Origin of the sequence: Sphingomonas sp. (assembly GCF_019635515.1) — a bacterium.
GTDB lineage: Bacteria > Pseudomonadota > Alphaproteobacteria > Sphingomonadales > Sphingomonadaceae > Sphingomonas.
This window is the reverse complement of sequence record NZ_JAHBZI010000002.1, coordinates 510,301-535,159: the sequence shown is the minus strand read 5'-3', so window position 1 is coordinate 535,159 and position 24,859 is coordinate 510,301. Positions and strand designations below refer to the sequence as shown.

At 65.3% G+C, this 24,859-nt stretch carries 28 protein-coding genes, 1 tRNA gene and 1 pseudogene; 20 read left to right on the top strand and 10 right to left on the bottom strand.

Annotated features, from left to right (window positions below):
- The first annotated feature begins 129 nt into the window (after window positions 1-129).
- Complete coding sequence (locus KF730_RS14840; protein WP_294098576.1) at window positions 130-1,641, top strand: DUF4403 family protein; 1,512 nt, start codon at window positions 130-132, stop codon at window positions 1,639-1,641.
- Here KF730_RS14840 and dprA read toward each other — a convergent pair.
- A pseudogene (gene dprA, locus KF730_RS14835) lies at window positions 1,638-2,716 on the bottom strand (DNA-processing protein DprA). The gene KF730_RS14840 and the pseudogene dprA overlap by 4 nt on opposite strands.
- Complete coding sequence (plsY, locus tag KF730_RS14830) at window positions 2,709-3,320, bottom strand: glycerol-3-phosphate 1-O-acyltransferase PlsY (RefSeq protein WP_294098571.1); 612 nt, start codon at window positions 3,318-3,320, stop codon at window positions 2,709-2,711. The pseudogene dprA and the gene plsY overlap by 8 nt, the downstream one beginning before the upstream one ends.
- A gap of 122 nt (window positions 3,321-3,442) precedes the next feature.
- On the opposite strand from plsY, the gene KF730_RS14825 reads away from it, so the two are divergent.
- Together KF730_RS14825 and murI are read left to right on the top strand one after the other, a co-directional pair.
- The gene (locus KF730_RS14825) at window positions 3,443-4,105 is read left to right on the top strand and encodes an EF-hand domain-containing protein (protein ID WP_294098568.1); all 663 of its coding nucleotides are present in this window, start codon (window positions 3,443-3,445) and stop codon (window positions 4,103-4,105) included.
- A 46-nt stretch (window positions 4,106-4,151) separates the two neighbouring features.
- Window positions 4,152-4,949, top strand: coding sequence for a glutamate racemase (gene murI, locus KF730_RS14820; protein WP_294098566.1), 798 nt, complete (start codon window positions 4,152-4,154; stop codon window positions 4,947-4,949).
- Here murI and KF730_RS14815 read toward each other — a convergent pair.
- Entirely contained in the window at window positions 4,946-5,116 is a 171-nt protein-coding gene (locus tag KF730_RS14815) for a hypothetical protein (RefSeq protein WP_294098564.1), read from the bottom strand. The genes murI and KF730_RS14815 overlap by 4 nt on opposite strands.
- A gap of 256 nt (window positions 5,117-5,372) precedes the next feature.
- On the opposite strand from KF730_RS14815, the gene hemA reads away from it, so the two are divergent.
- Both hemA and KF730_RS14805 read left to right on the top strand, forming a co-directional pair.
- Window positions 5,373-6,617: a 5-aminolevulinate synthase gene (gene hemA, locus KF730_RS14810; protein ID WP_294098562.1), complete on the top strand. Its 1,245-nt coding sequence runs from the start codon at window positions 5,373-5,375 to the stop codon at window positions 6,615-6,617.
- Window positions 6,614-6,955, top strand: coding sequence for a hypothetical protein (locus KF730_RS14805; protein ID WP_294098560.1), 342 nt, complete (start codon window positions 6,614-6,616; stop codon window positions 6,953-6,955). Before hemA ends, KF730_RS14805 begins: the two co-directional genes overlap by 4 nt.
- A 190-nt stretch (window positions 6,956-7,145) precedes the next feature.
- On the opposite strand, the gene KF730_RS14800 is transcribed toward KF730_RS14805, so the two are convergent.
- Window positions 7,146-7,718 (bottom strand): DUF1579 domain-containing protein, encoded by a 573-nt coding sequence (locus tag KF730_RS14800; protein ID WP_294098557.1) that lies wholly within the window; start codon window positions 7,716-7,718, stop codon window positions 7,146-7,148.
- Window positions 7,719-7,767: 49 nt separating this feature from the next.
- On the opposite strand from KF730_RS14800, the gene KF730_RS14795 reads away from it, so the two are divergent.
- The gene (locus tag KF730_RS14795) at window positions 7,768-8,610 is read left to right on the top strand and encodes a LytTR family DNA-binding domain-containing protein (protein ID WP_294098553.1); all 843 of its coding nucleotides are present in this window, start codon (window positions 7,768-7,770) and stop codon (window positions 8,608-8,610) included.
- A 52-nt stretch (window positions 8,611-8,662) separates the two neighbouring features.
- Here KF730_RS14795 and KF730_RS14790 read toward each other — a convergent pair whose 3' ends face one another.
- Together KF730_RS14790 and KF730_RS14785 are read right to left on the bottom strand one after the other, a co-directional pair.
- Window positions 8,663-8,911, bottom strand: coding sequence for a hypothetical protein (locus KF730_RS14790; RefSeq protein ID WP_294098548.1), 249 nt, complete (start codon window positions 8,909-8,911; stop codon window positions 8,663-8,665).
- Between the two features lie 31 nt (window positions 8,912-8,942).
- A complete protein-coding gene (locus KF730_RS14785) occupies window positions 8,943-9,419 on the bottom strand; it encodes a hypothetical protein (protein ID WP_294098545.1) in 477 nt (158 codons plus the stop codon).
- A 63-nt stretch (window positions 9,420-9,482) separates the two neighbouring features.
- On the opposite strand from KF730_RS14785, the gene rpiB reads away from it, so the two are divergent.
- From rpiB to rpsD, 6 genes are all read left to right on the top strand, one after another.
- On the top strand, window positions 9,483-9,923 hold the full coding sequence (gene rpiB / locus KF730_RS14780; RefSeq protein WP_294098543.1) for a ribose 5-phosphate isomerase B: 441 nt from the start codon (window positions 9,483-9,485) through the stop codon (window positions 9,921-9,923).
- Window positions 9,924-9,925: 2 nt separating this feature from the next.
- Window positions 9,926-11,236, top strand: a complete 1,311-nt coding sequence (gene glyA / locus KF730_RS14775; RefSeq protein WP_294098539.1) for a serine hydroxymethyltransferase — start codon at window positions 9,926-9,928, stop codon at window positions 11,234-11,236.
- Between the two features lie 107 nt (window positions 11,237-11,343).
- Window positions 11,344-11,805, top strand: a complete 462-nt coding sequence (gene nrdR, locus KF730_RS14770; protein WP_294098537.1) for a transcriptional regulator NrdR — start codon at window positions 11,344-11,346, stop codon at window positions 11,803-11,805.
- Window positions 11,802-12,530 (top strand): RNA methyltransferase, encoded by a 729-nt coding sequence (locus KF730_RS14765; protein WP_294098534.1) that lies wholly within the window; start codon window positions 11,802-11,804, stop codon window positions 12,528-12,530. The genes nrdR and KF730_RS14765 overlap by 4 nt, the downstream gene beginning before the upstream one ends.
- Before the next feature lie 80 nt (window positions 12,531-12,610).
- Window positions 12,611-12,871: a hypothetical protein gene (locus tag KF730_RS14760; protein ID WP_294098531.1), complete on the top strand. Its 261-nt coding sequence runs from the start codon at window positions 12,611-12,613 to the stop codon at window positions 12,869-12,871.
- A gap of 195 nt (window positions 12,872-13,066) precedes the next feature.
- On the top strand, window positions 13,067-13,681 hold the full coding sequence (rpsD, locus tag KF730_RS14755; protein ID WP_294098530.1) for a 30S ribosomal protein S4: 615 nt from the start codon (window positions 13,067-13,069) through the stop codon (window positions 13,679-13,681).
- 179 nt (window positions 13,682-13,860) lie between these two features.
- Here the strand turns inward: rpsD and KF730_RS14750 are convergent, their stop codons facing one another.
- Window positions 13,861-15,849, bottom strand: coding sequence for a S9 family peptidase (locus tag KF730_RS14750; protein ID WP_294098524.1), 1,989 nt, complete (start codon window positions 15,847-15,849; stop codon window positions 13,861-13,863).
- Window positions 15,850-16,107: 258 nt separating this feature from the next.
- Between KF730_RS14750 and KF730_RS14745 the strand changes: the two genes are divergently transcribed.
- Both KF730_RS14745 and KF730_RS14740 read left to right on the top strand, forming a co-directional pair.
- Window positions 16,108-17,730: a M28 family metallopeptidase gene (locus tag KF730_RS14745; protein WP_294098521.1), complete on the top strand. Its 1,623-nt coding sequence runs from the start codon at window positions 16,108-16,110 to the stop codon at window positions 17,728-17,730.
- A 5-nt stretch (window positions 17,731-17,735) separates the two neighbouring features.
- Window positions 17,736-18,707, top strand: a complete 972-nt coding sequence (locus KF730_RS14740; RefSeq protein ID WP_294098519.1) for an agmatine deiminase family protein — start codon at window positions 17,736-17,738, stop codon at window positions 18,705-18,707.
- On the opposite strand, the gene KF730_RS14735 is transcribed toward KF730_RS14740, so the two are convergent.
- Window positions 18,699-19,247 (bottom strand): hypothetical protein, encoded by a 549-nt coding sequence (locus tag KF730_RS14735; RefSeq protein WP_294098517.1) that lies wholly within the window; start codon window positions 19,245-19,247, stop codon window positions 18,699-18,701. The genes KF730_RS14740 and KF730_RS14735 overlap by 9 nt on opposite strands.
- A gap of 57 nt (window positions 19,248-19,304) precedes the next feature.
- Between KF730_RS14735 and aguB the strand changes: the two genes are divergently transcribed.
- Window positions 19,305-20,156 (top strand): N-carbamoylputrescine amidase, encoded by an 852-nt coding sequence (gene aguB / locus KF730_RS14730; RefSeq protein ID WP_294098513.1) that lies wholly within the window; start codon window positions 19,305-19,307, stop codon window positions 20,154-20,156.
- A gap of 3 nt (window positions 20,157-20,159) precedes the next feature.
- On the opposite strand, the gene KF730_RS14725 is transcribed toward aguB, so the two are convergent.
- Both KF730_RS14725 and KF730_RS14720 read right to left on the bottom strand, forming a co-directional pair.
- The gene (locus KF730_RS14725; RefSeq protein ID WP_294098510.1) at window positions 20,160-20,405 is read right to left on the bottom strand and encodes a hypothetical protein; all 246 of its coding nucleotides are present in this window, start codon (window positions 20,403-20,405) and stop codon (window positions 20,160-20,162) included.
- 10 nt (window positions 20,406-20,415) lie between these two features.
- On the bottom strand, window positions 20,416-21,039 hold the full coding sequence (locus tag KF730_RS14720) for a uracil-DNA glycosylase (RefSeq protein ID WP_294098508.1): 624 nt from the start codon (window positions 21,037-21,039) through the stop codon (window positions 20,416-20,418).
- Between the two features lie 23 nt (window positions 21,040-21,062).
- Here KF730_RS14720 and folK point away from each other — a divergent pair, with 23 nt between their 5' ends.
- The 5 genes from folK (at window position 21,063) to KF730_RS14695 (ending at window position 24,829) form a co-directional block, all read left to right on the top strand.
- Window positions 21,063-21,530, top strand: coding sequence for a 2-amino-4-hydroxy-6-hydroxymethyldihydropteridine diphosphokinase (folK, locus tag KF730_RS14715; RefSeq protein ID WP_294098505.1), 468 nt, complete (start codon window positions 21,063-21,065; stop codon window positions 21,528-21,530).
- A complete protein-coding gene (locus KF730_RS14710; RefSeq protein WP_294098502.1) occupies window positions 21,527-21,946 on the top strand; it encodes a nuclear transport factor 2 family protein in 420 nt (139 codons plus the stop codon). The genes folK and KF730_RS14710 overlap by 4 nt, the downstream gene beginning before the upstream one ends.
- A 38-nt stretch (window positions 21,947-21,984) precedes the next feature.
- Window positions 21,985-22,060: transfer RNA gene (locus KF730_RS14705), tRNA-Lys, on the top strand.
- A 121-nt stretch (window positions 22,061-22,181) separates the two neighbouring features.
- Window positions 22,182-22,625, top strand: a complete 444-nt coding sequence (locus tag KF730_RS14700) for a hypothetical protein (protein ID WP_294098500.1) — start codon at window positions 22,182-22,184, stop codon at window positions 22,623-22,625.
- Between the two features lie 92 nt (window positions 22,626-22,717).
- Window positions 22,718-24,829, top strand: coding sequence for a TonB-dependent receptor (locus KF730_RS14695; protein ID WP_294098493.1), 2,112 nt, complete (start codon window positions 22,718-22,720; stop codon window positions 24,827-24,829).
- Window positions 24,830-24,859 lie beyond the last annotated feature (30 nt).

The window sequence follows — 24,859 nt, the reverse complement described above, 5'->3', positions numbered from 1 at the left end:
TGTACGCGTAAGGTGGGGGGTGAATTCGGGGGCCGTCAAGCCGGGTCGAACATCCGCCGGAACCGTTTCGGTGACGAAGCGTAATCTCGGCCACGCCAAGGGGTATTCGCACTGTCGACACCAGCACCAATGCCGGCCAGGTCCTTCGGGCGACGCCGCGCCGCGATCATCGCGATTGGGCTGGCGGTGATCGCGGCGGCCGTCGCGGCGATCATCTGGTGGTCGCGCGACACCAGGGTACAACCCCCGCCGCGTGTTGACGATCCCATCGAAGTGCCCAATCAGGCATCGCTCATCGCCGTCCCGATCGAGACCGGTATCGCCACTTTGTCGCAGGCCATCGAGCGCGCGATCCCGCGCACGCTGTGGACGATCGACAAGCATTTCGACAAGTGCATCGCCGCCCGCCGGGTGAAGCTGTTCAGCAAGCGCCTGAGGGTCACCCCCGATATCGGCTGCAGCGTGATCGGCACGGTGACGCGTGGCGCGATCCGCCTGCGCGGGCAAGGTGAGGAGATCATCGCCGATATCCCGATCGTCGCGAACATCAGCGCGCGCAACGTCGGCGGCGTGCTGAAGGGCGAGACCGCGACCGGCGCGGCGATGGCGCATGCCCGCGTTCGCCTCAACCTGCGCGAGGACTGGACACCGGCGGCAACGGTGCGGCTGAGCTATGACTGGACGACGCCGCCGGGGATCGACTTCCTCGGCCAGCGGGTCGGCTTTACCGAGAAGGCCGATGAGAAGCTCCAGCCGATCGTCCGCGATCTGGAGCGCAGCCTGCCGGGCGAGATCGCCAAGCTCAACATTCGCGCCAAGGTCGCCGATGCGTGGCGGCAAAGCTTCACCTCACTCCAGCTCAACGGCGAAAATCCGCCGGTATGGATGCGGATCACCCCGCAGACGCTCAGCTATGGTGGGTATAGCCTGGCGGGCGGCAAGCTGCGCCTCAAGCTCGGCATGGAGGCCACGACCGAGACCTTTGTCGGCCCGCGTCCGCAGGATCCCAAGCCGGCCCCGCTGCCGCCGCTCAAGCGCGAAACCAGCGGCGCGCAACTCAAATTCTTCCTGCCGGTGATCGCCGATTATGCGCAGCTCGAGCCGGTCGTGCTCAAGGCGCTGACCAAGCGTGCGCAACGGCCGTTCGACCTGCCCGGCATCGGGCCGGTCATGGCGCGGTTCGAACATATCACCGCCTATGGCACGAACGGCGGACGCGTCGCGATGGGTATCACGCTGGCGGCAAAGTCTGCCGGCGGCGCCGCCAAGACCAAAGGCGTGGTGTGGGTATCCGCCCGGCCGGTCAACCAGCCAAACTCGCAGCAGGTCGGCTTCACCGACCTTGAGGTGCGCGGGAATACCGATGGCATCGGCGGAGATATCCTCGTCCAGCTCGCCAACAGCCCGGCGCTGGCTGGGAGCATCGCCGAGGCGTTGACCCAGAATTTCACCAACGACTTTCAGAAATTGCTCGGCAAGATCCAGCGCGCGATCGTCGAAAAGCGCGAAGGCGATTTCGTGATCCGCGCTGAAATCGGCGCAGTGACGACGGGCGCGTTGAGGGCCGCGGGCCAGGGGCTGTATCTGCCGGTCTGGGCGGAGGGGTCGGCGCGGGTGGAATATGTGCCGCACCGGCGTTAACGCAGGCTCGCTTTGCCCCCCGCATGCCGATCCAACCGGCCGGCCAGCTCCAGCTCCAGTAACACGGTCTGTATCACCGCCGGCGCGAGGCTCGACTGGCGGATCAGTTCATCGACCGCAACCGGCACCGGCCCGAGCAACCCCTCCACCGTGCGCCGGTCGCCATCGCTGGCATCCTCGGGCGGAGGACCGTCCCAGCCGCTCACCGGTGCACGCACCGCGCGGGCATCGATCGGGCGGATCGCCTCCAGGATATCATCCACGCTCTGCACCAGGGTCGCGCCTTCGCGGATCAGCAGGTTGCAGCCCTGCGCGCGCGGATCGAGCGGCGAACCGGGCACGGCCATCACTTCGCGGCCCGCTTCGGCAGCCAGCCGCGCGGTGATCAGCGAGCCCGATTTGGGCGCGGCCTCGACCACCACCGTGCCCAGCGACAGCCCGGCGATGATCCGGTTGCGCGAGGGAAAGAAGCGCGCGAGCGGCTCGATTCCCGGCGGCTGCTCGGCGACAAGGAGTCCTTCGTTCGCCACCCGCTCCTGCAGCTCGCGGTTCTCGGGCGGGAAGCCGATATCGATCCCGCTGGCGATGACGCCGACAGTGCCCCCGTCGATCGATCCGATATGCGCCGCGGTGTCGATGCCCCGCGCCAGCCCCGACACCACTGTCGCGCCGGCATCGGCCAGGCCCAGCGCCAATTGCCGCGCGAACCGGCACGCTGCGGCGGAAGCATTGCGCGCGCCGACCATCGCCACGCAGCTCCGCGCCAGCAATTCGCCTCGCCCCCGCACGATCAATGCCGGCGGCGCGCTGTCGGTCTCGGCGAGCAATGCCGGATACGCCGCCTCGCCGATGAACAGGTACCGCGCGCCAGTTTCTCGACGCGCTCGATCTCGCGCCGTACCGCGCCGGCATCGGCGATCACCGGTGCGCGTCCGCCGCCCCGCGCCGCCAGCGCCGGCAAGGCATCCAGCGCCGCCTCGGCGGTGCCGAAACGGGCGATCAATTGCCGGTAGGTGATGGGGCCGATATTCGCCGAGCGCAGCAATCGCAGCCGCGCCTCGCGAGGATCAGCCATCCTTTTTGCCGCCGCCGATCTTCGGCTCGGTCCCGCTCAGCAAGCGGTCGATATTGTCACGATGCTTCCACATCACGATCAGCGCCAGCGCCAGCAGCAGCAGGACGATGTCGATCCGCCCGAAATAGGCGGCGCTGACCGGAGCGCTGACCGCCGCCGTCATTCCCGCCAGCGACGAGATCCGCGTCACCGCGAGCAGCCCAAGCCAGACCGCAGCGTAGACAGGGCCCGAGGGCCAATGCAGCGCCAGCACGATCCCCATCAGTGTCGCGACGCCCTTGCCGCCCTTGAACCTGAGCCAGACCGGATAACAATGTCCGAGGAACGCGGCCATGCCGCCGAGCATCGCCGTGCCGGGAAACAGCCGTTCGGCGAGCAGGACCGCCGCCGCGCCCTTGCCGAGATCGAGCAGCAAGGTCGCCGCCGCCAGTCCCTTGCGGCCGGTGCGCAACACGTTGGTCGCGCCGATATTGCCCGATCCGATCGCGCGCAGATCACCGGCGCCGCCCATCCGCGTCAGCAACACGCCGAACGGGATCGAGCCGAGCAGATATCCGAGAATGATCGCGGAGGCCGGAGCCGCCCAAAGGATTTCGCTTTGCACCCTGCCCCCTTCCTGTGCCCAAGCTAGGGCCTCGCACAGCGCCGTGCAACAAGCTGCATCAAGCGTTGGGTACCAACCGCGCGAGCTTGGGGTACCGTCGCCGAGCGTCTAGGAAACACCCCATGGAAGTGACTCTCGACGAACGGACCCGAGCCGCCCTCGCCCGGCTGACCGCGAACGAAAAGGAATGCCTGCGCCGCCGGCTGCTGCCGCAGACCGCCAAGGAGATGGCGATCGACCTTGGCGTCAGCCCGCACGCCATCGAGAAGCGGTTGAAGATGGCGCGAACGAAATTGGGCTTGGGCTCGTCGCTGGAGGTGGCGCGGATGCTGGCGGTGGTGGAAGGCGAGTACGAACGGCCGGTACCCGAAAAATCGGGCCTCGCGCCGGGCGCTGCTACCGGCTCACGAATGCGCCTCCTCCTAATCATCACGGGAATCGCACTGATGAGCCTTATCGCCGCAGCCATGATCCTTCTCGCACCCGCCCAGGACAGTCCCAAGGTCAGTTTCGAAGATGCCACCGCCTATCTCGAGGCCAGCTTCGACCGCGCCGACCGCGACAAATCGGGGTTCCTCGACGCCGCCGACACACCCAGGATCGCCGTGAAGGCGCCGGAAGATACCGAGCCGCGCGCGGTGGGCGACACCCTCCCCGCCTCGTTCTGGATCAGCAAGCTTGACGCGGACGGTGACGGTAAGGTCAGCCGCGCCGAATATATCGCCAAGCTGCGTCCGGGTATCATGGAGCGCGGCATCCCGACGCCGCCGTCCGGATCGCGATGATCCCGCGCGGTTGACGGCCACCGGGCGCGGAGCCATGCCCCGCGCCATGGCCGATCCGCGACCGCTATTATTCTTCGATTCCGGCGTCGGCGGGCTGTCGGTGCTTGCGCCCACTGCCGCGCTGCTGCCGCAGGCCCCGATCGTCTATGTCGCGGATTCGGCAGGGTTCCCCTATGGCACCCGCAGCGAGGCGGAGATCGCCGCGCGCGTGCCGGCGCTGCTCGGGCGGCTCGCGGAGCGCTACGATCCGCGCCTGATCGTCATCGCCTGCAACACCGCTTCGACGATCGCGCTCCAGCATGTTCGCGCCGCACTCGACGTGCCGATCGTCGGCACCGTGCCCGCGATCAAACCCGCTGCGAGTTTGAGCGAAACGCGGGTGATCGGCGTCCTTGGCACCGAGGCGACGGTCCGCCAGCCTTATGTCGACGATCTCACCGCACGCTTCGCCGCGGATTGCACGGTATTGCGCCACGGCTCGGCAGAACTAGTCGAACTGGCCGAACGCGCGCTGGCGGGCGAAGCTCCGTCCGTCGAGCGCCTCCGCGCGGTGCTCGCGGGTCTGTTCGATCAGCCCGAAGGCGACCGGCTCGACGTGATCGTCAACGCCTGCACCCATTTCCCGCTATTGAAGGCCGAACTCGCCGCTGCCACGCCGCGCCCGGTGCGCTTCGTCGATGGCGGGCCTGGCATCGCCCGGCGAGTCGCGCACCTGACCGATGGCCAGCAATGGCCCGCCCACCGGCCCGCCGGCCGCGCCGTTTTCACGCGACTCGGCGATGCCGAGCGCAACCTCGCACCCGCACTCGCGCTCTACGGTCTCACTGAAATCGAGGCGCTCTAGGAGCCGGCCTGGACGACCGGCTGCGGCGCGATCTCGGCCAGCCGCGCATCGTAGCGGTCGGCCATTTCCGAATGGACGCGCCTGGCGATCTGGTCCTGGGTGCGCTCGGCGCTGGCGCGCTCCTGCCGCGCGCGTCTCGTCAAATATTCATGGTCGCGACTGGACATGGCACTGCTCCGTTCACAAGCGGGAGCTCCATTTGTCTCTCGGCTACGGACATGCCTGAAAGCGAGTCGTCCGCAGTGCCATGGCTATAGCACGATCCCCCAGCAATCGCGGCTGATCCAGATTAGCCAATGCGGCGAACCGCCCCTTTCGCCGGAAATTGCGCGCGGAGACGATCATTTCCGTCGCAACCTGGACGATTTGTCCCACCCCGCATGCTGGAAATCCCGGGAATTTCGGTTTAGGGGCGAAGACATCATGCGTGACCAAACCAGCCCCGCGCCCGCCGTCGATTATTCGCGGGTCTTCTCATCGGCTATTGACCGGTTGCATGCGGAGGGACGGTACCGTGTGTTCATCGACATATTGCGTAACAAGGGGATGTTTCCCAATGCGCGGTGTTTCGCGGGGCATAACGGACCGAAGCCGATCACGGTGTGGTGCTCGAACGACTATCTGGCGATGGGCCAGCATCCCAAGGTGATCGCGGCGATGGAGGAGGCGCTGCACGACGTCGGCGCCGGCTCTGGCGGCACGCGCAACATCGGCGGCAACACCCATTACCATATCGAGCTGGAGCGCGAGCTGGCCGATCTCCACGGCAAGGAAAACGCGCTGTTGTTCACCTCGGGCTATGTCTCGAACGAAGCGACGCTGGCGACGCTGGCCAAAATCCTGCCCGGCTGCATCGTCTATTCGGACGAGCTGAACCACGCCTCGATGATCGCCGGCATCCGCAATTCGGGCTGCGAGAAGCGCGTGTTCCGCCACAACGATCTCGCCCATCTCGAGGAGCTGCTGGCCGCCGACGACCCCGCGCTGCCCAAGCTGATCGCGTTCGAGAGCGTCTATTCGATGGATGCCGACATCGCCCCGATCGCCGGGATCTGCGACCTCGCCGACAAGTACAACGCGCTGACCTATTGCGACGAGGTCCATGCCGTCGGCATGTACGGCCCGCGCGGCGGCGGCATCACCGAGCGCGACGAAGTCGCCCACCGCATCACCATCCTCGAAGGCACGCTCGGCAAGGCGTTCGGAGTGATGGGCGGCTATATCGCCGCCGACCAGATGATCATCGACGTGATCCGCTCTTACGCGCCGGGCTTCATCTTCACCACCAGCCTGTCGCCGGTGCTGGTCGCCGGCGCGCTGGCGTCGGTCAAGCACCTCAAGGGCTCGACCGCCGAGCGCGACGGCCAGCACGCCGCCGCCGCCAAGCTCAAGGCGATGATGGCGGAGGCCGGTCTCCCCGTCCTCGCCTCGACCACGCACATCGTCCCGCTGATGGTCGGCGATCCGGTCAAGGCCAAGAAGATCAGCGATGTGCTGCTCGCCGAATATGGCGTCTACGTCCAGCCGATCAACTACCCCACCGTGCCCCGCGGCACCGAGCGGCTGCGCTTCACGCCCGGACCCGCGCATGACGAACCCATGATGCGCGATCTCGTCAACGCTCTCACCGAAATCTGGGGAAGGCTCGAGCTACGGCTGGCAGCGTGAACGAGAGCAAGCCCAAGCGCTGGCTTTTGTGGCTCTCCGGGCTTGGCGTCCTTGCCGTCTTTGTGTTTCGCATCGGCTTCGATATCGCCGCCTGGCTGAGCGTGGCGTGGCTGCTCGGCGCGATGGCCATCTGTATGTATGTTGCCACTCGCGTGAAGCGCCCCCGGCGTAGCTATCTGATAGCCGCGCTGGGCTCGGGCGGTGTTGCAATATTGCTGCTTGGCATTGGCTCGAGCTTCGTAGCTGTGGCGTTCTGGCTGGTTTTGAGCGCGCTGGGGTTGTGCTGGGCCTGGTATTGGGAGCGGACCGAGCCGCTCCCCGAAATATCGTCTATCTAGCTTGCGCGGGGCAGTGAACCGGATGCCGAGGATCACGCCCAGAACCAGAAACGCCGCGGCGATCAGAAAGCCGAATGGCTGCGGGCGAGCCATTGCAGCAAGAGCGTGCCCGCTCCCAGCAACACTCCATACAGGCGCGCCCGCTTCCACATCGCCCGAACCTAACCAGGGCGCGGGCGGCAAGCCAGCCTCACTCCCTGGTGATGCCTCCGGCCGCCGGCCAGTCGCTGTCGCCGACACGCTTGAGATTCATCTCGAAGAAGCGCTGCGCCGGCTTGCCGGGCGCGATATAGTCGCCGACTTCGGTCCAGGTGCCGTTCGCCACGGTCGCGGTGTAGCGGATCGTCATCGGCCCGGCGGGGATTTCCCAGATATAGCCGGTGTCGGTGACGGTCATCGGGAACTTGCCGCCGCGCCCCAGTGCCCAGCTGGTCAGCCAATAGGCTTTGGCCTGCGCGTCGTACGAAACCACGCCCAGCGCGTTGAAGCCGACGCTGCCATCGGCATTATATCCCTTGCCTTCCATCACCGTCAGCGTGCCGCCGAGAAAGCCGCCGATCCGCTCGGTCTGCGTCACCTTGTGCTCTCCCTGCGGGCTCTGGCTGACCGCGGGGCCGCGCCACACGCCGTGCATCCAGTCGAGCTTCTTCATCGCCTCCTTCTGCGCCGCGATCGCGGCGGTGTCGGTCGGCTGGGCCTGCGCGGTCGGCACGAGCAGCATCGCGCCCAGCGCCGCCAGAGAGCAGGTCATCATCTTCAGCATCGCATAATCTCCATTTGTCGTTGCGCCCGGCGCGTGGCAGCCTTGCTCCGTGCCCGCCGTTCGCCTCGCTCTGTTTCGTTTCGTCTCGCCGGGCGACAAGCGCGGTTTCGCGAAAGCCGCCCGGCGCTTCGCGAAACGCGCAGCCGCCTTGCCCGGCTTTCCCTATCTGTGGATCGCCTGCTGCGCCGCCGCCGGATTGATGATCGTCACCGGCGGCTTCCAGACCAGCGAGCTGCCGCTGGGCCGGCGTGCCCTGTTCTGGGTCGTGCTGATGGGTTGGAACGCGCTCAAATGGCAACTGCTGTTCGCGCTGTTCGTGCGCAAGGATAGCGACTGGTGGCGTGTGTCGCTGATCGGCGGGGTGCCGCTCAATCTGGTCTTGCCGATCGAGATCGCGCTAGCCGGCAGGCTGGCCGGCACCGCGATGACCGCCCCGGCACCCGCGATCTGGGGGCGCGCCGCTGTGATCAGCCTCGGCATCTTCCTGGTTTGCGCGCTGGTTGGCTGGATGTTGTGGCGCCGCGCCACGCCCCGCCCGGTCGCCGATAACGGCCTGCTCGCCCGTGCGCGGATCGAACCGGTCCAACTCATCGCCATCGAAGCAGAGGATCATTATTGCCGCGTCCATCACCGCGGCGGCACCAGCGCGCTGATCCATTACCGCTTCGGCGACGCGATCGAGGAAGTCGCCGGGCTGGAAGGCGCGCAGGTGCATCGCGGCGCCTGGGTCGCGGCGGACGCGGTCGAGGGCGCCGCGCGCGACGGGCGGCGGTGGGAACTGGTGCTTGCCGGCGGTCAGCGCGTGCCGGTCAGCGCCACCTATCTGCCGCAAGCCCGCGCTCGCGGCTGGCTCCACGTCAGACGGGAGCCATGCGCCGGGCCGGCACGGTGAACTGACTCAACGGCGCTATCGATCGCCCGTCGGGCCATCAATATCGTCCCAATCAGCGGGTGGCGTTCTCGATCGCATTACCGACGCTCTCGGCGCGGTTGCCGACATCCTTCGCTGTATTCTCGAGCACCTGGCCGGTGCGGTCGAGTCCGTTCTCGATCGAGTCGCCGGCATCGTCGGCGACGTTGCCGATCGAATCGCCCGCGCGCTCGAGCGAGTTGCTGAGGTTGCTTTGCGCGCTATCGGTACAGGCGGCGAGGCCGAGCGCGACCACGCCGGCAAGAATCAGTTTCTTCTTCATTTCCGTCTCCCAAAAATTCCAGCTTACCAGCTTAATCGCGGCAATAGCCTTCGCCATCCTTGACCTTGAGGCAGTCCTTCTTGTCCGCGAGATATTTGAGGCCGGTGGCGTCGCCATCGGAGGCGCTCAGCAATTGCTTGCCATCGGGGCGGGTGAAGGTGATCCCGTCCTTGGTGCCGGTGCCGTCGAAGCTGCCCTTGTCGTCGAGCGTATATTGCATCTCGAGCTTGTAATGATCGGGCAGTCCCGCCTTCGAGATGACGAGATAGGTGCCCTCCACGCCGGTCCAGCGCCCGACCCAGGCATCATGCCCCTTGGTCGCGTCGCTAATGGCGTTGCCGGTTTCCTCGATCGCGTTGCCGGTCGCCAGGATCGCGTCGTCGCCCGCATTGGCGAGCGCGTCGCCGGTGGCTTCGGCGGTGTTGCCGATCTGGTCGGCGGCCTTGTCGGCGGTGCTGCACGCGCCGAGCGCCAGCGCAAGGGTCAGGGTCGGGATCAATGCTCGCATTTCGCTCTCCAATGACATGCTTGTCTCTAGCCAGCACGGGTCCGAGGGCTTAGGGAGCGCGGCATGTCGCGCCGCATCGCCATCGCTTCGGATCATGCCGCCTTCGTCATGAAGGCAGAACTCGTCAATTGGTTGCGTGACAATGGCCATGAAGTGACGGATCTCGGGACGAACGGCCCCGAAAGCGTCGATTATCCGGACTATGGCTACGCATTGGGCAAGGCGATCGAGGAGGGCAGCGCCGAGGTCGGCGTTGCGCTTTGCGGATCAGGCATCGGCATCTCCATCGCGGTCAACCGCGTCACCGCCGCGCGTTGTGCGCTCGTCTCCGAGCCGCTTTCCGCCAGCCTCGCGCGACAGCATAACGACGCCAATGTCATCGCGTTGGGCGCGCGCCTGATCGGTAACGAAATGGCCAAGGCGTGCATCACCACTTTCCTCGAAACCGATTTCCTCGGCGACCGCCACCAGCGCCGCGTCGATAAACTAAGCAAGGGAGCCTGACCATGAGCACCAACCCGCAAATGGCCGGGCTCCAACCCGAAGGCTTCTTCACCAGGAGCCTCGCCCAGGCCGATCCGGCAGTGTTCGCCGGTGTCCAGCACGAGCTGAAGCGCGAGCAGCACCAGATCGAGCTGATCGCCAGCGAGAACATCGTCTCGAAGGCGGTGCTCGAAGCACAGGGTTCGGTGTTCACCAACAAATATGCCGAGGGATACCCCGGCAAGCGTTATTATCAGGGCTGTCACCCCTCGGACGAGGTCGAGCAGCTGGCGATTGACCGCGCCAGGCAATTGTTCGGCTGCGATTTCGCCAACGTCCAGCCGCATTCGGGCGCGCAAGCCAATGGCGCGGTGATGCTCGCGCTGACCAGGCCCGGCGACACGATCATGGGCCTCAGCCTCGATTCGGGCGGACACCTGACGCATGGCGCCAAGGCGGCGATGTCGGGCAAATGGTTCAACGCGGTCCAATATGGCGTCACCCCCGACACCCATCTGATCGACTATGACGAAGTCGCGCGGCTCGCCCGTGAGAGTCAGCCCAAGTTGATCATCACCGGCGGCTCGGCCTATCCGCGCCATATCGACTTCGCCAAATTCCGCGCGATTGCCGACGAGGTCGGCGCGATCTTCATGGTCGACATGGCCCATTTCGCCGGCCTCGTCGCCGGCGGCGTCCACCCCACTCCGTTCGGCCACGCCCATGTCGTCACCACCACCACCCACAAGACGCTGCGCGGGCCCCGCGGCGGCGCGGTGTTCACCAATGACGAAGCCATCGCCAAGAAGATCAACTCGGCGGTGTTCCCGGGCCTGCAGGGCGGGCCGCTGATGCACGTCATCGCCGCCAAGGCGGTGGCGTTCGGCGAAGCGCTCCAGCCCGAGTTCAAGAGCTATGCCGCGGCGATCGTCGAGAACGCCAAGATATTGGCGGCGACGCTCAAGGAGCGCGGCGCCGCCGTCGTCTCGGGCGGCACCGACACGCATCTGGCGCTGATCGACCTGACCCCGCTCGGCGTCACCGGCAAGGACGCCGACGAAGCGCTCGAGCGCGCCGCGATCACCTGCAACAAGAATGGCATCCCCAACGATCCGCTACCCCCGGTCAAGACCAGCGGCATCCGCGTCGGTTCGCCGGCCGGCACCACCCGCGGCTTCGGCCCCGCCGAGTTCCGCGAGATCGGCAACATGGTCGCCGATGTGCTCGATGGGCTCGCCAAGAATGGCGAGCAGGGCGACGGCCAGATCGAAGCCAATGTCCGCGAGCGCGTCCGCGCGCTGTGCGAGCGCTTCCCCATTTATCCGGAGCTGTAATGCATAGTCCCCCTCTCCCCTCCGGGGGGAGGGCCGAGAGGGGCCTGATCCAGGCTCTATCCTCTCTGCCCCTCTCCCAACCCTCTACCCAGAGGGAAGAGGGCTGAATGCGCTGCCCTTTTTGCGGTAACGAGGACTCGCAGGTCAAAGACAGCCGCCCCACCGAAGACGGGGCGGCGATCCGGCGGCGGCGCCAGTGCGAGGCGTGTGCCGCGCGCTTCACCACCTTCGAACGCATCCAGTTGCGTGAGCTGACCGTGCTCAAGTCCGAGGATAAGCGCGAGCCGTTCGAGCGCGACAAGCTGGTCCGCTCGGTTTCGATCGCCGCGCGCAAGCGGCCGGTCACCGCCGCGCAGATCGAGCGCCTCGTCTCCGGCATCCAGCGCCAGCTCGAAACGCTCGGCGACAGCGAGATCCCGTCGCAGAAGATCGGCGAACTGGTGATGGACGGCCTCAAGGCCCTCGATCCCGTTGCCTATATCCGCTTCGCCAGCGTCTATAAGGATTTCCGCGAAGCCCGCGATTTCGAGGAATTCGCCGGCAATGTCAGCGAGGCCGGGAAGGCGTGAGCAACACGCAGCCCGCGATCGTCCTCGTCCAGCCGCAGCTCGGCGAGAATATCGGCAAGGCGGCACGCGCCATGCTCAATTTCGGGCTGACCGATCTGCGCCTCGTCGCCCCGCGCGATGGCTGGCCCAACCCGTCGGCGGGGCCCGCCGCAAGCGGCGCCGATCTGGTCCTCGAGCGCGCCCGGGTTTACGAAACCGTCCCCGAAGCCGTGGCGGATTGCACACATGTCTACGCCACCACCGTGCGCAAGCGCGGCATCACCAAGCCGGTGGTCACTCCGGAAGCGGCGGCGCGCGATATCCATGTCGAACCGGGCCGATCGGCGATCCTGTTCGGCCGCGAGCGTTCCGGCCTCGATGTCGAGGAAGTCGCGCTCGCCCGCACAATCATTACCGTGCCGATCAATCCGGAATTCGGCTCGCTCAACCTCGCACAGGCGGTGATCCTCGTCGCGTATGAATGGTCGAAGGGTGTCGCGCTGGTCAGCCCGACCACGGTCGATCTCGATCCCCCAGCGCCACAGGAAGCGTTCGAAGGCATGTATACCCAACTCGACACGATGCTCGAGGCTTCGGGTTTTTATTTTCCGCCCGACCGGGTGCCGGCTACTAAGCGGACGTTGCGCAACTTGCTAACCAAACCCGGCTGGTCGACGCAGGAATTGCGTACGGTGCGCGGCGTGCTTTCGGCGCTGGATGGTCGGAAGCTTCGTCGCCGCAATTGACGCTTTCGTCGCAGACTTCTCCCAAACGCGAATTTGTGATATATAGCTTATAACAGGTGTTTAGTTGGAGCTCCCCCCACATGCGTTTCGTTCCGTTTTTCGCACTCATCGCGCTTGCCTCGCCCGCTCTTGCTCAAAACAGTTCGGCGGTGCCGCAGAACAAGGAAGAGAAGAAAATCTGCCGCGCAACCGCGCAGACCGGCTCTATCCTGGGCGGTAAGCGCGAGTGCCACACCAAGGCCGAATGGGCCAAGATCTCGGAGGCCGCGCGCAACGATCTCGACCGGAATGACCGCAATATGCGCGGGCGCAACGGCGGACTCGGCGCCAGCCGCGAATAGGCCGCTCGCTACGCTCTGCAAAGGCTCCCGGCCCGTAAGCGGCCCGGAGCCTTTGTCTTGACTCACGCAGCGAGCCCGTCTAGGCGCCCACCTTCGCAATGGCCCCGCACCCCGGTGAAGCGGTGGCCCTGTCGTGCGCAAGTGCGGCGGGCGAGGACCGGGAATAACGTCAAAAGCAATTGCAAGGATTACGAAATGTCGAAGCGCAACAGCGCCAAGCACAAGCTCGACCGCCGGATGGGCGAGAATATCTGGGGTCGCCCGAAGAGCCCGGTCAACAAGCGTGAATACGGCCCCGGTCAGCACGGCCAGCGCCGCAAGGGCAAGATGTCGGACTTTGGCATCCAGCTGCGCGCCAAGCAGAAGCTCAAGGGCTATTATGGCGACATCACCGAGAAGCAGTTCAAGCGCTCGTACGAAGATGCGTCGCGGATGAAGGGCGATACCGGTCAGAACCTGATCGGCCTGCTTGAAATGCGCCTCGACATGATCGTCTATCGCGCCAAGTTCGCGCCGACGATCTTCGCCGCCCGCCAGCTGGTCAACCACGGCCACGTTCGCGTCAATGGCGAGAAGTGCAACATCGGCTCGCGCCGCATCAAGCCGGGCGAGGAAGTCTCGCTGTCGGGCAAGGCGCAGGAAATGGCGCTGGTGATGGAAGCGCAGAGCCTCAGCGAGCGCGACATCCCCGACTACGTAGCTCCGGACGGCGCCTCGAAGATCACCTTCACCCGCGTGCCGACCCTCGACGAGGTTCCGTATCCGGTGAAGATGGAGCCGAACCTAGTCGTCGAGTTCTACTCGCGCTAGTTCGCGCTGAGGCGGGGGTTTAGCGTAGCTAAATCCAGCCAATCTTCAGCGCGAACGGCCGACGGCGCCAAAAGCGCCGTCCGACGCTGCGGCTTTGCCGCGGGGCAGATCGCGAAATAAAATGGGCGGTCCTTCGCGGGGGCCGCCCTTTTCGTTGCAACGGCATTTGCCGGCCAAACTCAGGGCTTGGCGGGCAGCCCCAGCGCCGTGCGCAGGAACTTGTCGCTCTTGTCGAGCAAGGTTGTGCGTGCGCGATTATCATCGAGCTGGTGATCGAGCCCGGCAAATTCGACATATTCGACCTTGCCGCCCGCCGCCTTGAGCCGCGATTCCATAAGCCGCGATTCGCCCACGCCGACGTTCAGATCCTTGTCGCCATGGAACAGCAGGACCGGCGCCTTGATCTTGGCGGCATTCTGCGCCGGCGACCCTTCGCGGACGTGCGGTCCGCGGCCGATGAATTCGTCGACCTGCTTGAAATTGGAGTATCCCTGCGCTTCCCTGCGCAATTCCTCCAGATCGGTGACCGGCGCGACCGCGACGATCGCCTTGAACAGGTCGGGATCGAGCGCTGCCGACTGCAGCGCCGCATAGCCGCCATAGGACCAGCCCAGAATCGCCAGCTTGCCCGGCGCGGCGATGCCTTCCTTCTGCAGCCAGCGCCCGCCGTCGTTGACGTCGCCGACCGCGGTCCGCCATGATTGGAAGCCGTTCTTTTTGAACCAGCTGTTTCCGTATCCCGCCGATCCGCGGAAATTGGGCTGGAGCACCGCATAGCCGCGCGCTGCATAGAATTGGGCGAGCCAATCGAAACCCCATTCGTCGCGCGCGCCTGGCCCGCCATGCGGCATAACGATCGCGGGCAACCCCTTGCCGTCGCTTCCCGCCGGCAACGTCAGATAGCCCGGGATCATCGTGCCATCGGCGGCGGGGAAGGAGATCGGCTTGACGTTGGCGAGCGTGACATTGGCAAGTTGCGGGCGCACCGGGTTCACTTCGGCCAGCTGCTTGGTCTTGCGATCGAGCAGATAGTAAGCGCCGGCATTGTTATCGCTTCCCGCGAACAGCAGCAGCTTGTTCTCGTCGGCACTGGCATCGACGACGGTAACGATCGGGTGGCCGGGCAGCGCCTTGGACAGCGATGCCGCCAGGGCCTCGAGCGCCGGATCGAAGAACACCGCCCGGCGCTTGTCGGTGGCGTAGGAAACGCCGACCACGCGGCGCTGGCGACCGATCTGGATCAGGTCATCGACATCGACCAGATCGTGCGCGAAGACCAATTCGCGCTTCAGGCTGCCGTCGAGCGCGATCTTGAACAAGGCTGTGCGGCCGTTTTGCACATCGAAGCCATAGACCGCGTCCGTCGCCTTATCGACCGCGACCGGCACAAAGCCCACCAGCCCCTGCGGCGTGATTTGCACTTCGCTGAGCGGAACCCAGTCGCGGGTGCCGGTTTTGCGATACTGATAGGTCAACCGGCTGACACTGTATCCGGTACCACCAGTTGCCTGGATGCCCGTCACACGGACATTGCCATGCCCGTCGCTGAAATAGGTGAAGACGCTGCCCTTGGGCGGCTCGACCGTCGAGCGCTTGAGGCTGACCGTATCGACGCGCTCGACACCGAGTCCGCCGCTCTGGCGCGCGGCGAGGCGGCCGGTGGTCTCCTCCGCGATGAAGTTGCGCTCCATCAGGATCGCGCTGCTCGCATCGTCAGGCAGCCAGTCGACGATGTCGCCGCCCGAAAGCGAGGTACCCACCTCGCCCGAACGCGCGAGCGCAGTCAGCTGCTTGAGGTCCGAACCATCGGCATTGAGCGCGACGAGGCGCGAATAGGGGAGCATCATCGCACCGCTGAACTCGATCATGAATACCGAGCAGATCAGTCGCGACGAGGTCGACCAGCGGCAATAAGTGAGCCGATCCGGCTTACCGCTCGAGCTGAGGATCGGTTTGGGTTCGCTGCTACCATCGAGCGATGCCACCAGCACCGCCGCACCCGCGCCATCCACCGGGGTTATCATCGCGATCTTGGTGCCGTCGGGCGAAATGCTGGCCTGAATCACGCCTTCGCGCGCACCGAACTTCAGCGCATCGGCGCTCTGCGCCTGGGCGATTGCTGGCACGCAGAGCCCCGCCAGCAGCGCGGCGGTCAAATTCCTGATCATCTAAGCCCCCGATATACAATGGATAACCGGAGCCTAGCTTGTTTCGCTAGGCGATCAATCGCCCTTTCCGCCCGATCCGGTCTCCAAGCGGGCCATTGCGAAACCTACAAAGCTTGGCAAGTTGGCGCGATAATCATGGCCACGGTGCTGGCGGAAGCGATCGGCCCGCCCCTCAATATTATCGCTGCCATTCTCGCCGCACGTTGCCCTTCCGCACAACCTTCGCCACTGTCCCGCTATATTTGCCGGAGCTCCCCGATGCGCCTGACCCTCACTGCCCTGCTGCTGCTCGCCAGCGGCACAGCTTCCGCCCAGAGCATCTCGCTCGACACGATCAAGGATGTGACCAAGACGCTGTCTTCCGACGAATATGAGGGGCGCGCACCGACCACTCCAGCCGAGGACAAGACGCTCGCTTATATCGTAAAGCGCTTCGAGGCCGCGGGACTGAAACCCGGCAACAAGGGCGGCTGGTTCCAGAACGTGCCGCTGGTCGAGCTGACCGCGCAGAACGTCTCGAACCTGGAATTCACCGGCGGCAAGACGCCGGTCAGCCTCGCCTATCGCAAGGACATGGTCATCGCGACCTACCGCGTCGTGCCCAAGATCGAGGTCAAGGACAGCGACGTGGTCTTCGTCGGCTATGGCATCAACGCCCCCGAGCGCGGCTGGAACGATTATGCCGGCCTGGATGTGAAGGGGAAGACCGTCGTCATCCTCGTCAACGATCCCGACTGGATGTCCGACAAGGCCGAGGGACCGTTCAATGGCCGGGCGATGACCTATTATGGCCGCTGGACCTACAAATATGAGGAAGCCGCGCGGCAGGGCGCGGCGGCGGCGATCATCGTCCACGATACTTTCCCGGCATCCTATCCCTGGGGTGTCGTCCAGTCCTCCTGGACCGGGCCGCAGCTCGAGCAGGACACGCCCGGCGACCATATGGACCAGAGCCTCGCCATCGGCTGGATCACCAACGATGCCGCCAAGGCGCTGTTCGCCAGCGCCGGCAAGGACCTTTCGCTGATGGAAGGCGCGGCGATGCAGAAGGGCTTCAAGGCGGTTCCGCTGGGCCTCAAGGCCTCGGTCAACTGGGACAATGCGATCAAGCGCCAGGCATCGAAGAATGTCGTCGGCATCCTGCCCGGCACGGCGCGGCCCGACGAGGTCGTGCTCTATTCGGCGCATTGGGACCATCTCGGCCGCTGCGACGCGGTCGATGGCGACGATATCTGCAACGGCGCGGTCGACAATGCTTCGGGCATAGGCGGGCTGGTCGCACTGGCTGAGGCGCACCATAAGGAGGGCACCACCAAGCGCAGCCTCGTGTTCCTCGCGGTAACCGCCGAGGAATCGGGACTGCTCGGCTCCAAATTCTACGCCGAAAACCCGGTCTATCCGCTCGCCAAGACGGTGGGCGGGGTGAACATGGATTCGCTCAACACCATCGGCAAGACCCGGGACTTCGTGCTGGTCGGCGCGGGCAAGTCCGAGCTCGAGGACATCGTCAAGCCCTTCGTGGCGGCGGAAGGCCGGGTCATTGTTCCCGAACCGCGTCCCGAAGGCGGCGGCTATTACCGCTCGGACCATTTCAGCTTCGCCAAGCTGGGCGTGCCGATGCTCTATGGCGAAAGCGGCGACGATCTCTTGCGTGGCGGCAAGACCGCCGGTGGCATGGCGATCGAGAGCTATACGATGAAGCGCTATCACAAGCCCCAGGACGAATATGACGCCAATTGGGACTGGAGCGGCGCGATGAGCGATCTCAACATCTATTATGCGTTGGGCCGCGCACTCGCCGATGGCGATGCCTGGCCGAACTGGTATCCGGACGCCGAATTCCGCGGCATCCGCGATAAATCGCGCGCAAAGGCAAAGTAACCCGCATGCTTCCTCCAAAGCCCGAATGGGCACCGCACGACGCCGTCTGGATCGGCTTCCCCAGCCATCCCGAGCTGTGGGTCGAAGATCTCGAACCCGCCCGCGCCGAAGTCGCGGTGTTCGCGCGCGCCGTCCATGCCGAGGGGCGCGGCGAGAAGGTGATCCTGGTCTGTGCCGATAACGAAGCCGCCGCCGCAGCCAAGAAGCTGGTCGGCCATGACGCGCGCATCGTCGTCGAGCCGTTCGGCGACATCTGGCTGCGCGACACCGCCGCGATCATCGGTGGAGACCGCAGCGCGCGCGATTTCGAATTCAACGGCTGGGGCGGTAAATACGATCTCGAAGGCGACGACACTATCGGGCTCCGGCTCGCCCGCCGGCAGCATTTCCATGTCGAGAGCCACAATTGGATTCTCGAAGGCGGCGCGATCGACGGCGACGGCACCGGCTTGGTCGTCACCACCGAGCAATGCCTGCTCAACCCCAACCGCAATCCAGGCCTGTCGAAGGCCGAGATCGAGGCATTGCTCAAGTCCGATCTCGGCTATTCCGAGGTGCTCTGGCTCAGCAACGGCCTCGTCAACGATCATACCGACGGCCATGTCGACAATCTCGCGCGCTTCGTAGGGCCTAACCGCCTGTTGATCCCGGTCGCGACGGACAATGATCCCAATTGGCGAATCTATCAGGACGCCAAGATGCGCGCCGAGCGGCACGGCGTCGAGGTCGTCCCCTTTCCCTCGCCCGGCCGCGTGCTGGGACATGAGGAGGAGATCGTGCCCGCCAGCTATATGAACTTCTATATCGGCAACGCCGCCGTGGTCGTGCCGCTCTACGGGCAGGACAATGACGATGCCGCGGTCGAGGCGCTTGGCAAGATCTTCCCGGATCGCCAGATCGTCGGCCAGCGCGCCGACCATATCCTGACCGGCGGCGGCAGCTTCCACTGCATCAGCCAGCAAATCCCGTCAGAATAGGAAGCGGAACAGTCCGTAGAGGCTGAGCAGCACCGCGAGGATGCCACCGCACATCCACTTGTTCTTCGACAGGACCAGCCCGAGTCCCAATCCGGTGAACAGCACCGGCACGGTCACCGATTGCCAACTGGTGAATATGTTGCCGTAGAGCAGAATGCGCGCGACCATCACCAGCAGATTGGCGGTCATCACCCCGATCATCACCTGCCCCTTGTGGCGCATGAAATAGGCGTCGAGATCGGGCCATTCGGTAACCGCAGTGGGGAAAACGAGCGAGGCCGACAGGAAATAGACGCAGGCGATGACGGTGCCGAAGAGCAAAGCAGCGAAGCTTGGCGGGATCGCGTCGCGCATATCCCATGCGTTCGACCAGAAGGTGACGAGATCGACCATCAGCAGCACGCCGAGCATCGGCGTCAGCCAGCCCAGCCGGATCGTGGTCCGCGCCCGCAACACCCGCGCAAAGCCGCTCATCACTTCGGCGACGGACAACCCTAGCAATAGGCCGAAGAGCGAAAAGGCGAATTCGAAGCTGGTCATGCAAGGCAGTTAAGGCAGGGGGTGCGAAACAAGGCAATCCACATTACATGCGCGGCCATGACTGAGATCACTGTCGGAGCGCTCCAGCTCGCCTTCACCGATGACATCGACGCGAACATCGCGAACGTGACCGAGATGGTCCGCGAGGCGGCCTCGCGCGGCGCACAGGTCGTGCTGCCGCCCGAACTGTTCGAGGGCGAGTATTTTTGCCGCGTCGAGGATGAGGGGCTGTTCTCCAATGCAAAGCCGGCCGGAAGTCACAAGGCGGTGCTGGCGATGCAGAAGCTCGCCGCCGAGCTGCACATCCATATCCCGACCAGCTTCTTCGAAGCCGATGGCCCGCATCATTATAACAGCCTCGCGATGATCGGGCCCGACGGCAAGGTCGCCGGCATCTATCGCAAGAGCCACATCCCCGATGGTCCGGGCTATGAAGAGAAATTCTATTTCCGGCCTGGCAATACCGGCTTCAAGGTGTGGAGCGGCCCGGATGCCACCACACTCGGCGTCGGTGTGTGTTGGGATCAATGGTATCCGGAGACCGCCCGGGCGATGATGCTGATGGGCGCCGAAATCCTGTTCTACCCGACCGCTATCGGCAGCGAGCCGCACGACGACAGCCTCGATACCGCGCGGCTATGGCGCCGCGCGATGGTCGGGCATGCGGTCTCGAACGTCGTGCCGGTGGTCGCCGCCAACCGCGTCGGCACCGAACATGGCCAGACCTTTTACGGCACTAGCTTCATCACCGACGAGCGTGGCGACATCCTCGCCGAGCTCGATCGGACCGAGACCGGGGTGATCACCGCCACGCTCGATCTCGATCGCGTGAAGCGCCACCGCGCCGCTTTCGGCTTCTTTCGCGATCGCCGGCCCGAATTGTACGGCCGGCTGGTCGAGGATATCTGAGCCTCAGCGCCGCTCGCGCTTGTATTCGCGAACCCTGACGAGCTTCTCGCAGCCATCCTCGATCCGCAGCACGGCGTAGAATGCTTCGGCTTTCGGCATCTCGTTCAGCTTTTGCGGGCGGTTCGGCGCGGCCGGCTGGATCGCGATTTGCGGCTGGGTCTGGCACACCTTGGCCGGTGCCGGCGGATCGCGGTCGGCGGCGAGCGCGGCGGCGGGCAGCAGAAGCAGAGCAAGCGAGATTATACGCATCGGGACTCTCCTATTCAGCGACGGCTATCCTAGCAGGTGCCAGCGCATCACGCACCTCCAGCGCCCGCGCGAATACCGCCTCGAACATTTCCGCCGTCAGCCGGTTGGTGTTCTGGTTGTAGCGCGAGCAGTGATAGCTATCGATCAGCACGCGACCGTCGGGCATCCGGTGCTCATGGAGGTGACCGAAGGGCGCCTTGGGCAGACGCCCGCCCATTGCCTTAACCGCCGACTGATGCGCGATCTGCCCTAAGGCGATAGTCACCGGCGCGCGGAACTGCGTTTGCAGAAACTGGCGGCAGGTCCGGATTTCCTCGGGGCTTGGCTTGTTGCCCGGCGGCAGGCAGCGGACCGCGTTGACGATCAGCACGCCCTTCGGCTCACCACCCTCGGCCAGCCCGAACTTCTCCAGCGTCGCGAACAGCATATCGCCCGAAGCATCGCCGGTGAACGCCCGCCCGGTGCGGTTGGCACCCTTCATCCCTGGCGCGAGGCCGACAATGGCAATTTGCGCATCCGCATCACCCAGAGCGGGCACCGGCGCGTTCCACCACGCCGGCTGCGCCGCCCGCAATTCCTCGCGCAGGCCGACAAGGCGAGGACAGAGCGGGCAGTCGTGGCTTGGCTCGGGCATCCGCCCGCGATAGGCCGGCAACCGTGACGACGACAACAAGTTACGTGATCGCGCTGGGATCGAATCGCCGCGGCCGCCACGGCAATCCCGAGCGCGAAATCCGGGCGGCATTGGCGCTGCTCAAGCCCGTCGCCGTCTCACCTATCCTCGCCACTCGCCCGCTCGGTCCTTCCAGACGCCGTTTCGCCAACGCCGCCGCGATTATCGAAACCGGCGACGATCCTCCGACACTGCTCGTCCGGCTGAAAGCGATTGAGCGCGCCTTCGGCCGCCGGCGCGGGCAATCCTGGGCGGCGCGGGTGATCGACCTCGACATCATCCTGTGGTCGGGCGGCGCGTGGAGCGGGCCGCAACTCACCGTTCCCCATCCCCATTTTCGCACCCGCGATTTCGTGCTCACTCCGCTGCTCGCCATCACCCCCGGCTGGCGCGATCCGATTTCGGGGCTTAGCGTCCGCCATCTCGCCGCCCGTCTCCGGAGACCGCAATGACCCCGCTGCTCGCGCTCGCCTTGATCGCCGATGATCCCAATGCCGAGATTCTCCGCGCTGCCGACGCGTTCGACGCCGCGCAGCTTACGCAGGATCGCGCCGCGATGGACAAGCTGGTCGATGACGGCCTGATCTTCATCGACGGTTCGGGCAAGCGCCAGGGCAAGACGGATTTCATCGAGGGGTGGATGAACCAGGGCGACAAATACGATCCACTTGTTCTGGTCGATCGCACCATTACCCTGCTCGGTCCCGATGCCGCGGTGGTCAGCGCCGAGACCGAACTGACCGGCGAATCGGGCGGCAAGCGCTTCGCAAGCCGCTTCCGCTATTCAGACGTGTTCCGCCGTGTGGGTGACGTCTGGCGCGCGGTGCTCATCCAGGTAACCCGCATTCCGCCCAAGTCTGGCGGTTGACCGGCACCGGCCCCGCCCCTAGGTGCACCGCCTTGGTAGGGCTCGTAGCTCAGTCGGTAGAGCAACGGACTTTTAATCTGTAGGTCCCGGGTTCGAATCCCGGCGAGCCCACCATTGTCCCCGGTTCATCTTCGTCCCCCCTACGACGCACCTAGGTCGCCGAAGCGCCTTGCGTTATGATACGATGCAACATATCGGCTTTGGGCGATCGCAGCAGAAAGCATTTTCGGATACGATGAAGGCACGGCGTTTCCCGGACAAGCGCATCCAGCGTGGCACTGGCCGTGCGGTGATGACGCGCATCCTGGGCGACCACTTCGCCTCCGCATGGCGGGCCGTGCTCCTCGCGATGATGCTGGCGGTCAGCTGGCAGGGATTCGTCGCACAGACACATCGCCATCCCGAGAACGGATCGCCCTTCGCTGGCACCACCACTGTAATTGTCGATGTCGCAGCCGGTGCGGACCGCAAGACTCCGCTCAAACTGCCCGATTCCTGCCCGATCTGCCGCGAACTCGCCCATGCCGGCAGCGTGCTGCTGCCAACCCCGGCGGAAATCTCTCCGCCGGTCATGCCGGCTGTGCCGGCGCCCGAAACGCCTCGCGCCCTTTGGACCCAGGTCCAACCGGTATCGCACGGCTGGCAGAGCCGCGCGCCGCCGCAACCACTCCAAGCCTGAGCAATCCTGACAGCATTGCCGGCGCACTGCGCCCGCTTGCGTCCCGTGATTGCCGATCAGCCCCCTGACCAGGTTTTCCGGAGTTTATTCCCATGCGTTTTGCCCTGTTCCTCGGCGCGGCCACTGCCGCGCTTGCTATTCCCGTCGCCGCTCGCGCCGCCGATCCCGACCCGGCACCCGCCGCTAAGGCTATCCCCGCGGCTGCAGCCGACGACACGCAGGATCACAGCCAGCCCAATCAGGAAATCGTCGTCACCGGCAGCCGCGCGCGCAATGCGGCGGACGTGCTGGGCGGCACCGCGGTGCTCGCCACCGAAGAGCTCAAGCGCGAATTGCGCCCGACGATCGGCGAGACCCTGGCCAAGCAGCCGGGCGTCTCCTCTACCGCGTTCGGTCCCAACGCATCGCGCCCGGTGCTGCGCGGCTTTGTCGGAGCGCGTGCGCCGCTCCTAATCGATGGTATCGGCAGCATCGACGTGTCGAACACTTCGGCTGACCACGCCGCGATCATCAATCCGCTGACCGCCGACCGCATCGAAGTGCTGCGCGGGCCCACCGCCCTCCTGTTCGGCCCCTCGGCAATCGGCGGGGTGGTCAATGTCATCGACAGCCGCATTCCGCGCCGCATGCCCGCCGAAGCGGTGCATTTCGACGGCATCGGCACCTATGGTACCGCGTCGAAGGAGCGTGCCATATCCGCCACCACCGATGTACCGGTCAGCGGCAATATCGTCTTCCACGCCGATGGCAGCTACACCAAGACCGGCGACCAGCGCACAGGGGGCTATGTCCTGTCGCGCGATCTGCGCAGCCAGGCGCTGGCCAGCGCCGACCCCGAGATCCGCGAGCTCGCCGATCTGAAGGGCGTGGTGCCCAATACCGCCGCCCGCACCTGGGACGTCGCCGGCGGTGCCGCGATCATCGATTCGCGCGGCAATCTTGGCTTCTCGGTCAGTCATTATGACAGCATCTATGGCGTGCCGGTCCGCTACTCGCTCGATCCCACGGTCGAAGCCGAACGGGTACGCCTCCATGCCAGGCAAACCCGCTTCGATGTACGCGGCGAAGTCACCACCGAGACCGCCGGCATCCACGCCATCCGCCTCCGTCTCGCCGCCGCCGACTACCAGCACTCGGAAATCGACGACACCGGCGCGGTCGGCACCACTTTCTACAGCAAGGGGCAGGAAGGCCGGCTCGAATTCGTCCAGGAAAGTCATGGCGCCTGGGAAGGTGTCAGCGGCCTTCAATATTCGGCGCGCGATATGCACGTCATAGGCGACGAGAAGTTCCTGCCCAAGAATATTGCCACCCAATATGGCCTTTTCACGCTGCAATCGTTCGACTTTGGCGCAGTAAAGGCCGAAGCGGCATTGCGCTACGAGCATAACGATCTTAGCGCGATGGCCGACGCCGATATCGGCAATCCGGCCTATAATCGCCGCTACGACAATGTCTCCGGGTCGCTCGGCGCCAGCTATGCGATCGCCGACCGGCTGCGCTTCGGAGTCAACGTCTCGCGCAGCTCGCGCGCGCCGACGCCGGAGGAATTGTTCGCCAATGGCCCCCATGCCGGCACCCAGGCCTATGAGATCGGCAACCCCGACTTCACCGCCGAAAAGGCGTGGGGCGTGGAAGCCACGCTCAAGGGCTCGGGAGACGGCTGGAGCCTCGGCGCCTCAGCCTATTACAACCGCTTCAGCAACTACATCTACGACGCCCCCACCGGCACGGTGCAGGACGATCTGCCGGTCTTCCGATATTATCAGGCCGATGCCGATTACTACGGGATCGAAGCCGAAGGCTCGGCGCGGCTCGGCACGATCAAGAACTTCACGATCAATGCCGATGCGCTGGCCGATTATGTCCACGCCAACATCATCGGCGCCGGTCCCGTTCCGCGCATCCCGCCGATGCGGGTGCTGGCCGGGCTGGAAGCGCAGTCGGATCATCTGAACTTCCGCGTCGAGGCCGAGCACAGCTTCGCGCAGAACCGCCTCGCCGCGTTCGAGACGCCGACCAAGAGCCACACGCTCGTCAACGCGTCGATCGCATGGAAACCCTGGGGTCCGGAGGGCACCAGCATATCGCTGTCGGCGAACAACATCTTCGATGTCGAGGCCCGCCGCCATTCGAGCGTGCTCAAGGATTACGCGCCACTGCCCGGTCGCGACATTCGCGTGACCGCAAGGGTGCAGATCTAGGGATCGCGGGAGGGCGCCAAGCCCTCCCGC

Coding starts and splice junctions, on each gene's coding strand:
- KF730_RS14840 (WP_294098576.1), top strand. CDS start 130: ATGCCGGCCAGGTCCTTCGGGCGACGCCGCGCCGCGATCATCGCGATT.
- KF730_RS14825 (WP_294098568.1), top strand. CDS start 3,443: ATGGAAGTGACTCTCGACGAACGGACCCGAGCCGCCCTCGCCCGGCTG.
- murI (WP_294098566.1), top strand. CDS start 4,152: ATGGCCGATCCGCGACCGCTATTATTCTTCGATTCCGGCGTCGGCGGG.
- KF730_RS14815 (WP_294098564.1), bottom strand. CDS start 5,116: ATGTCCAGTCGCGACCATGAATATTTGACGAGACGCGCGCGGCAGGAG.
- hemA (WP_294098562.1), top strand. CDS start 5,373: ATGCGTGACCAAACCAGCCCCGCGCCCGCCGTCGATTATTCGCGGGTC.
- KF730_RS14800 (WP_294098557.1), bottom strand. CDS start 7,718: ATGCTGAAGATGATGACCTGCTCTCTGGCGGCGCTGGGCGCGATGCTG.
- KF730_RS14790 (WP_294098548.1), bottom strand. CDS start 8,911: ATGAAGAAGAAACTGATTCTTGCCGGCGTGGTCGCGCTCGGCCTCGCC.
- KF730_RS14785 (WP_294098545.1), bottom strand. CDS start 9,419: ATGCGAGCATTGATCCCGACCCTGACCCTTGCGCTGGCGCTCGGCGCG.
- rpiB (WP_294098543.1), top strand. CDS start 9,483: ATGTCGCGCCGCATCGCCATCGCTTCGGATCATGCCGCCTTCGTCATG.
- glyA (WP_294098539.1), top strand. CDS start 9,926: ATGAGCACCAACCCGCAAATGGCCGGGCTCCAACCCGAAGGCTTCTTC.
- nrdR (WP_294098537.1), top strand. CDS start 11,344: ATGCGCTGCCCTTTTTGCGGTAACGAGGACTCGCAGGTCAAAGACAGC.
- KF730_RS14760 (WP_294098531.1), top strand. CDS start 12,611: ATGCGTTTCGTTCCGTTTTTCGCACTCATCGCGCTTGCCTCGCCCGCT.
- rpsD (WP_294098530.1), top strand. CDS start 13,067: ATGTCGAAGCGCAACAGCGCCAAGCACAAGCTCGACCGCCGGATGGGC.
- KF730_RS14750 (WP_294098524.1), bottom strand. CDS start 15,849: ATGATCAGGAATTTGACCGCCGCGCTGCTGGCGGGGCTCTGCGTGCCA.
- KF730_RS14745 (WP_294098521.1), top strand. CDS start 16,108: ATGCGCCTGACCCTCACTGCCCTGCTGCTGCTCGCCAGCGGCACAGCT.
- KF730_RS14740 (WP_294098519.1), top strand. CDS start 17,736: ATGCTTCCTCCAAAGCCCGAATGGGCACCGCACGACGCCGTCTGGATC.
- KF730_RS14735 (WP_294098517.1), bottom strand. CDS start 19,247: ATGACCAGCTTCGAATTCGCCTTTTCGCTCTTCGGCCTATTGCTAGGG.
- aguB (WP_294098513.1), top strand. CDS start 19,305: ATGACTGAGATCACTGTCGGAGCGCTCCAGCTCGCCTTCACCGATGAC.
- KF730_RS14725 (WP_294098510.1), bottom strand. CDS start 20,405: ATGCGTATAATCTCGCTTGCTCTGCTTCTGCTGCCCGCCGCCGCGCTC.
- KF730_RS14720 (WP_294098508.1), bottom strand. CDS start 21,039: ATGCCCGAGCCAAGCCACGACTGCCCGCTCTGTCCTCGCCTTGTCGGC.
- KF730_RS14710 (WP_294098502.1), top strand. CDS start 21,527: ATGACCCCGCTGCTCGCGCTCGCCTTGATCGCCGATGATCCCAATGCC.
- KF730_RS14700 (WP_294098500.1), top strand. CDS start 22,182: ATGAAGGCACGGCGTTTCCCGGACAAGCGCATCCAGCGTGGCACTGGC.
- KF730_RS14695 (WP_294098493.1), top strand. CDS start 22,718: ATGCGTTTTGCCCTGTTCCTCGGCGCGGCCACTGCCGCGCTTGCTATT.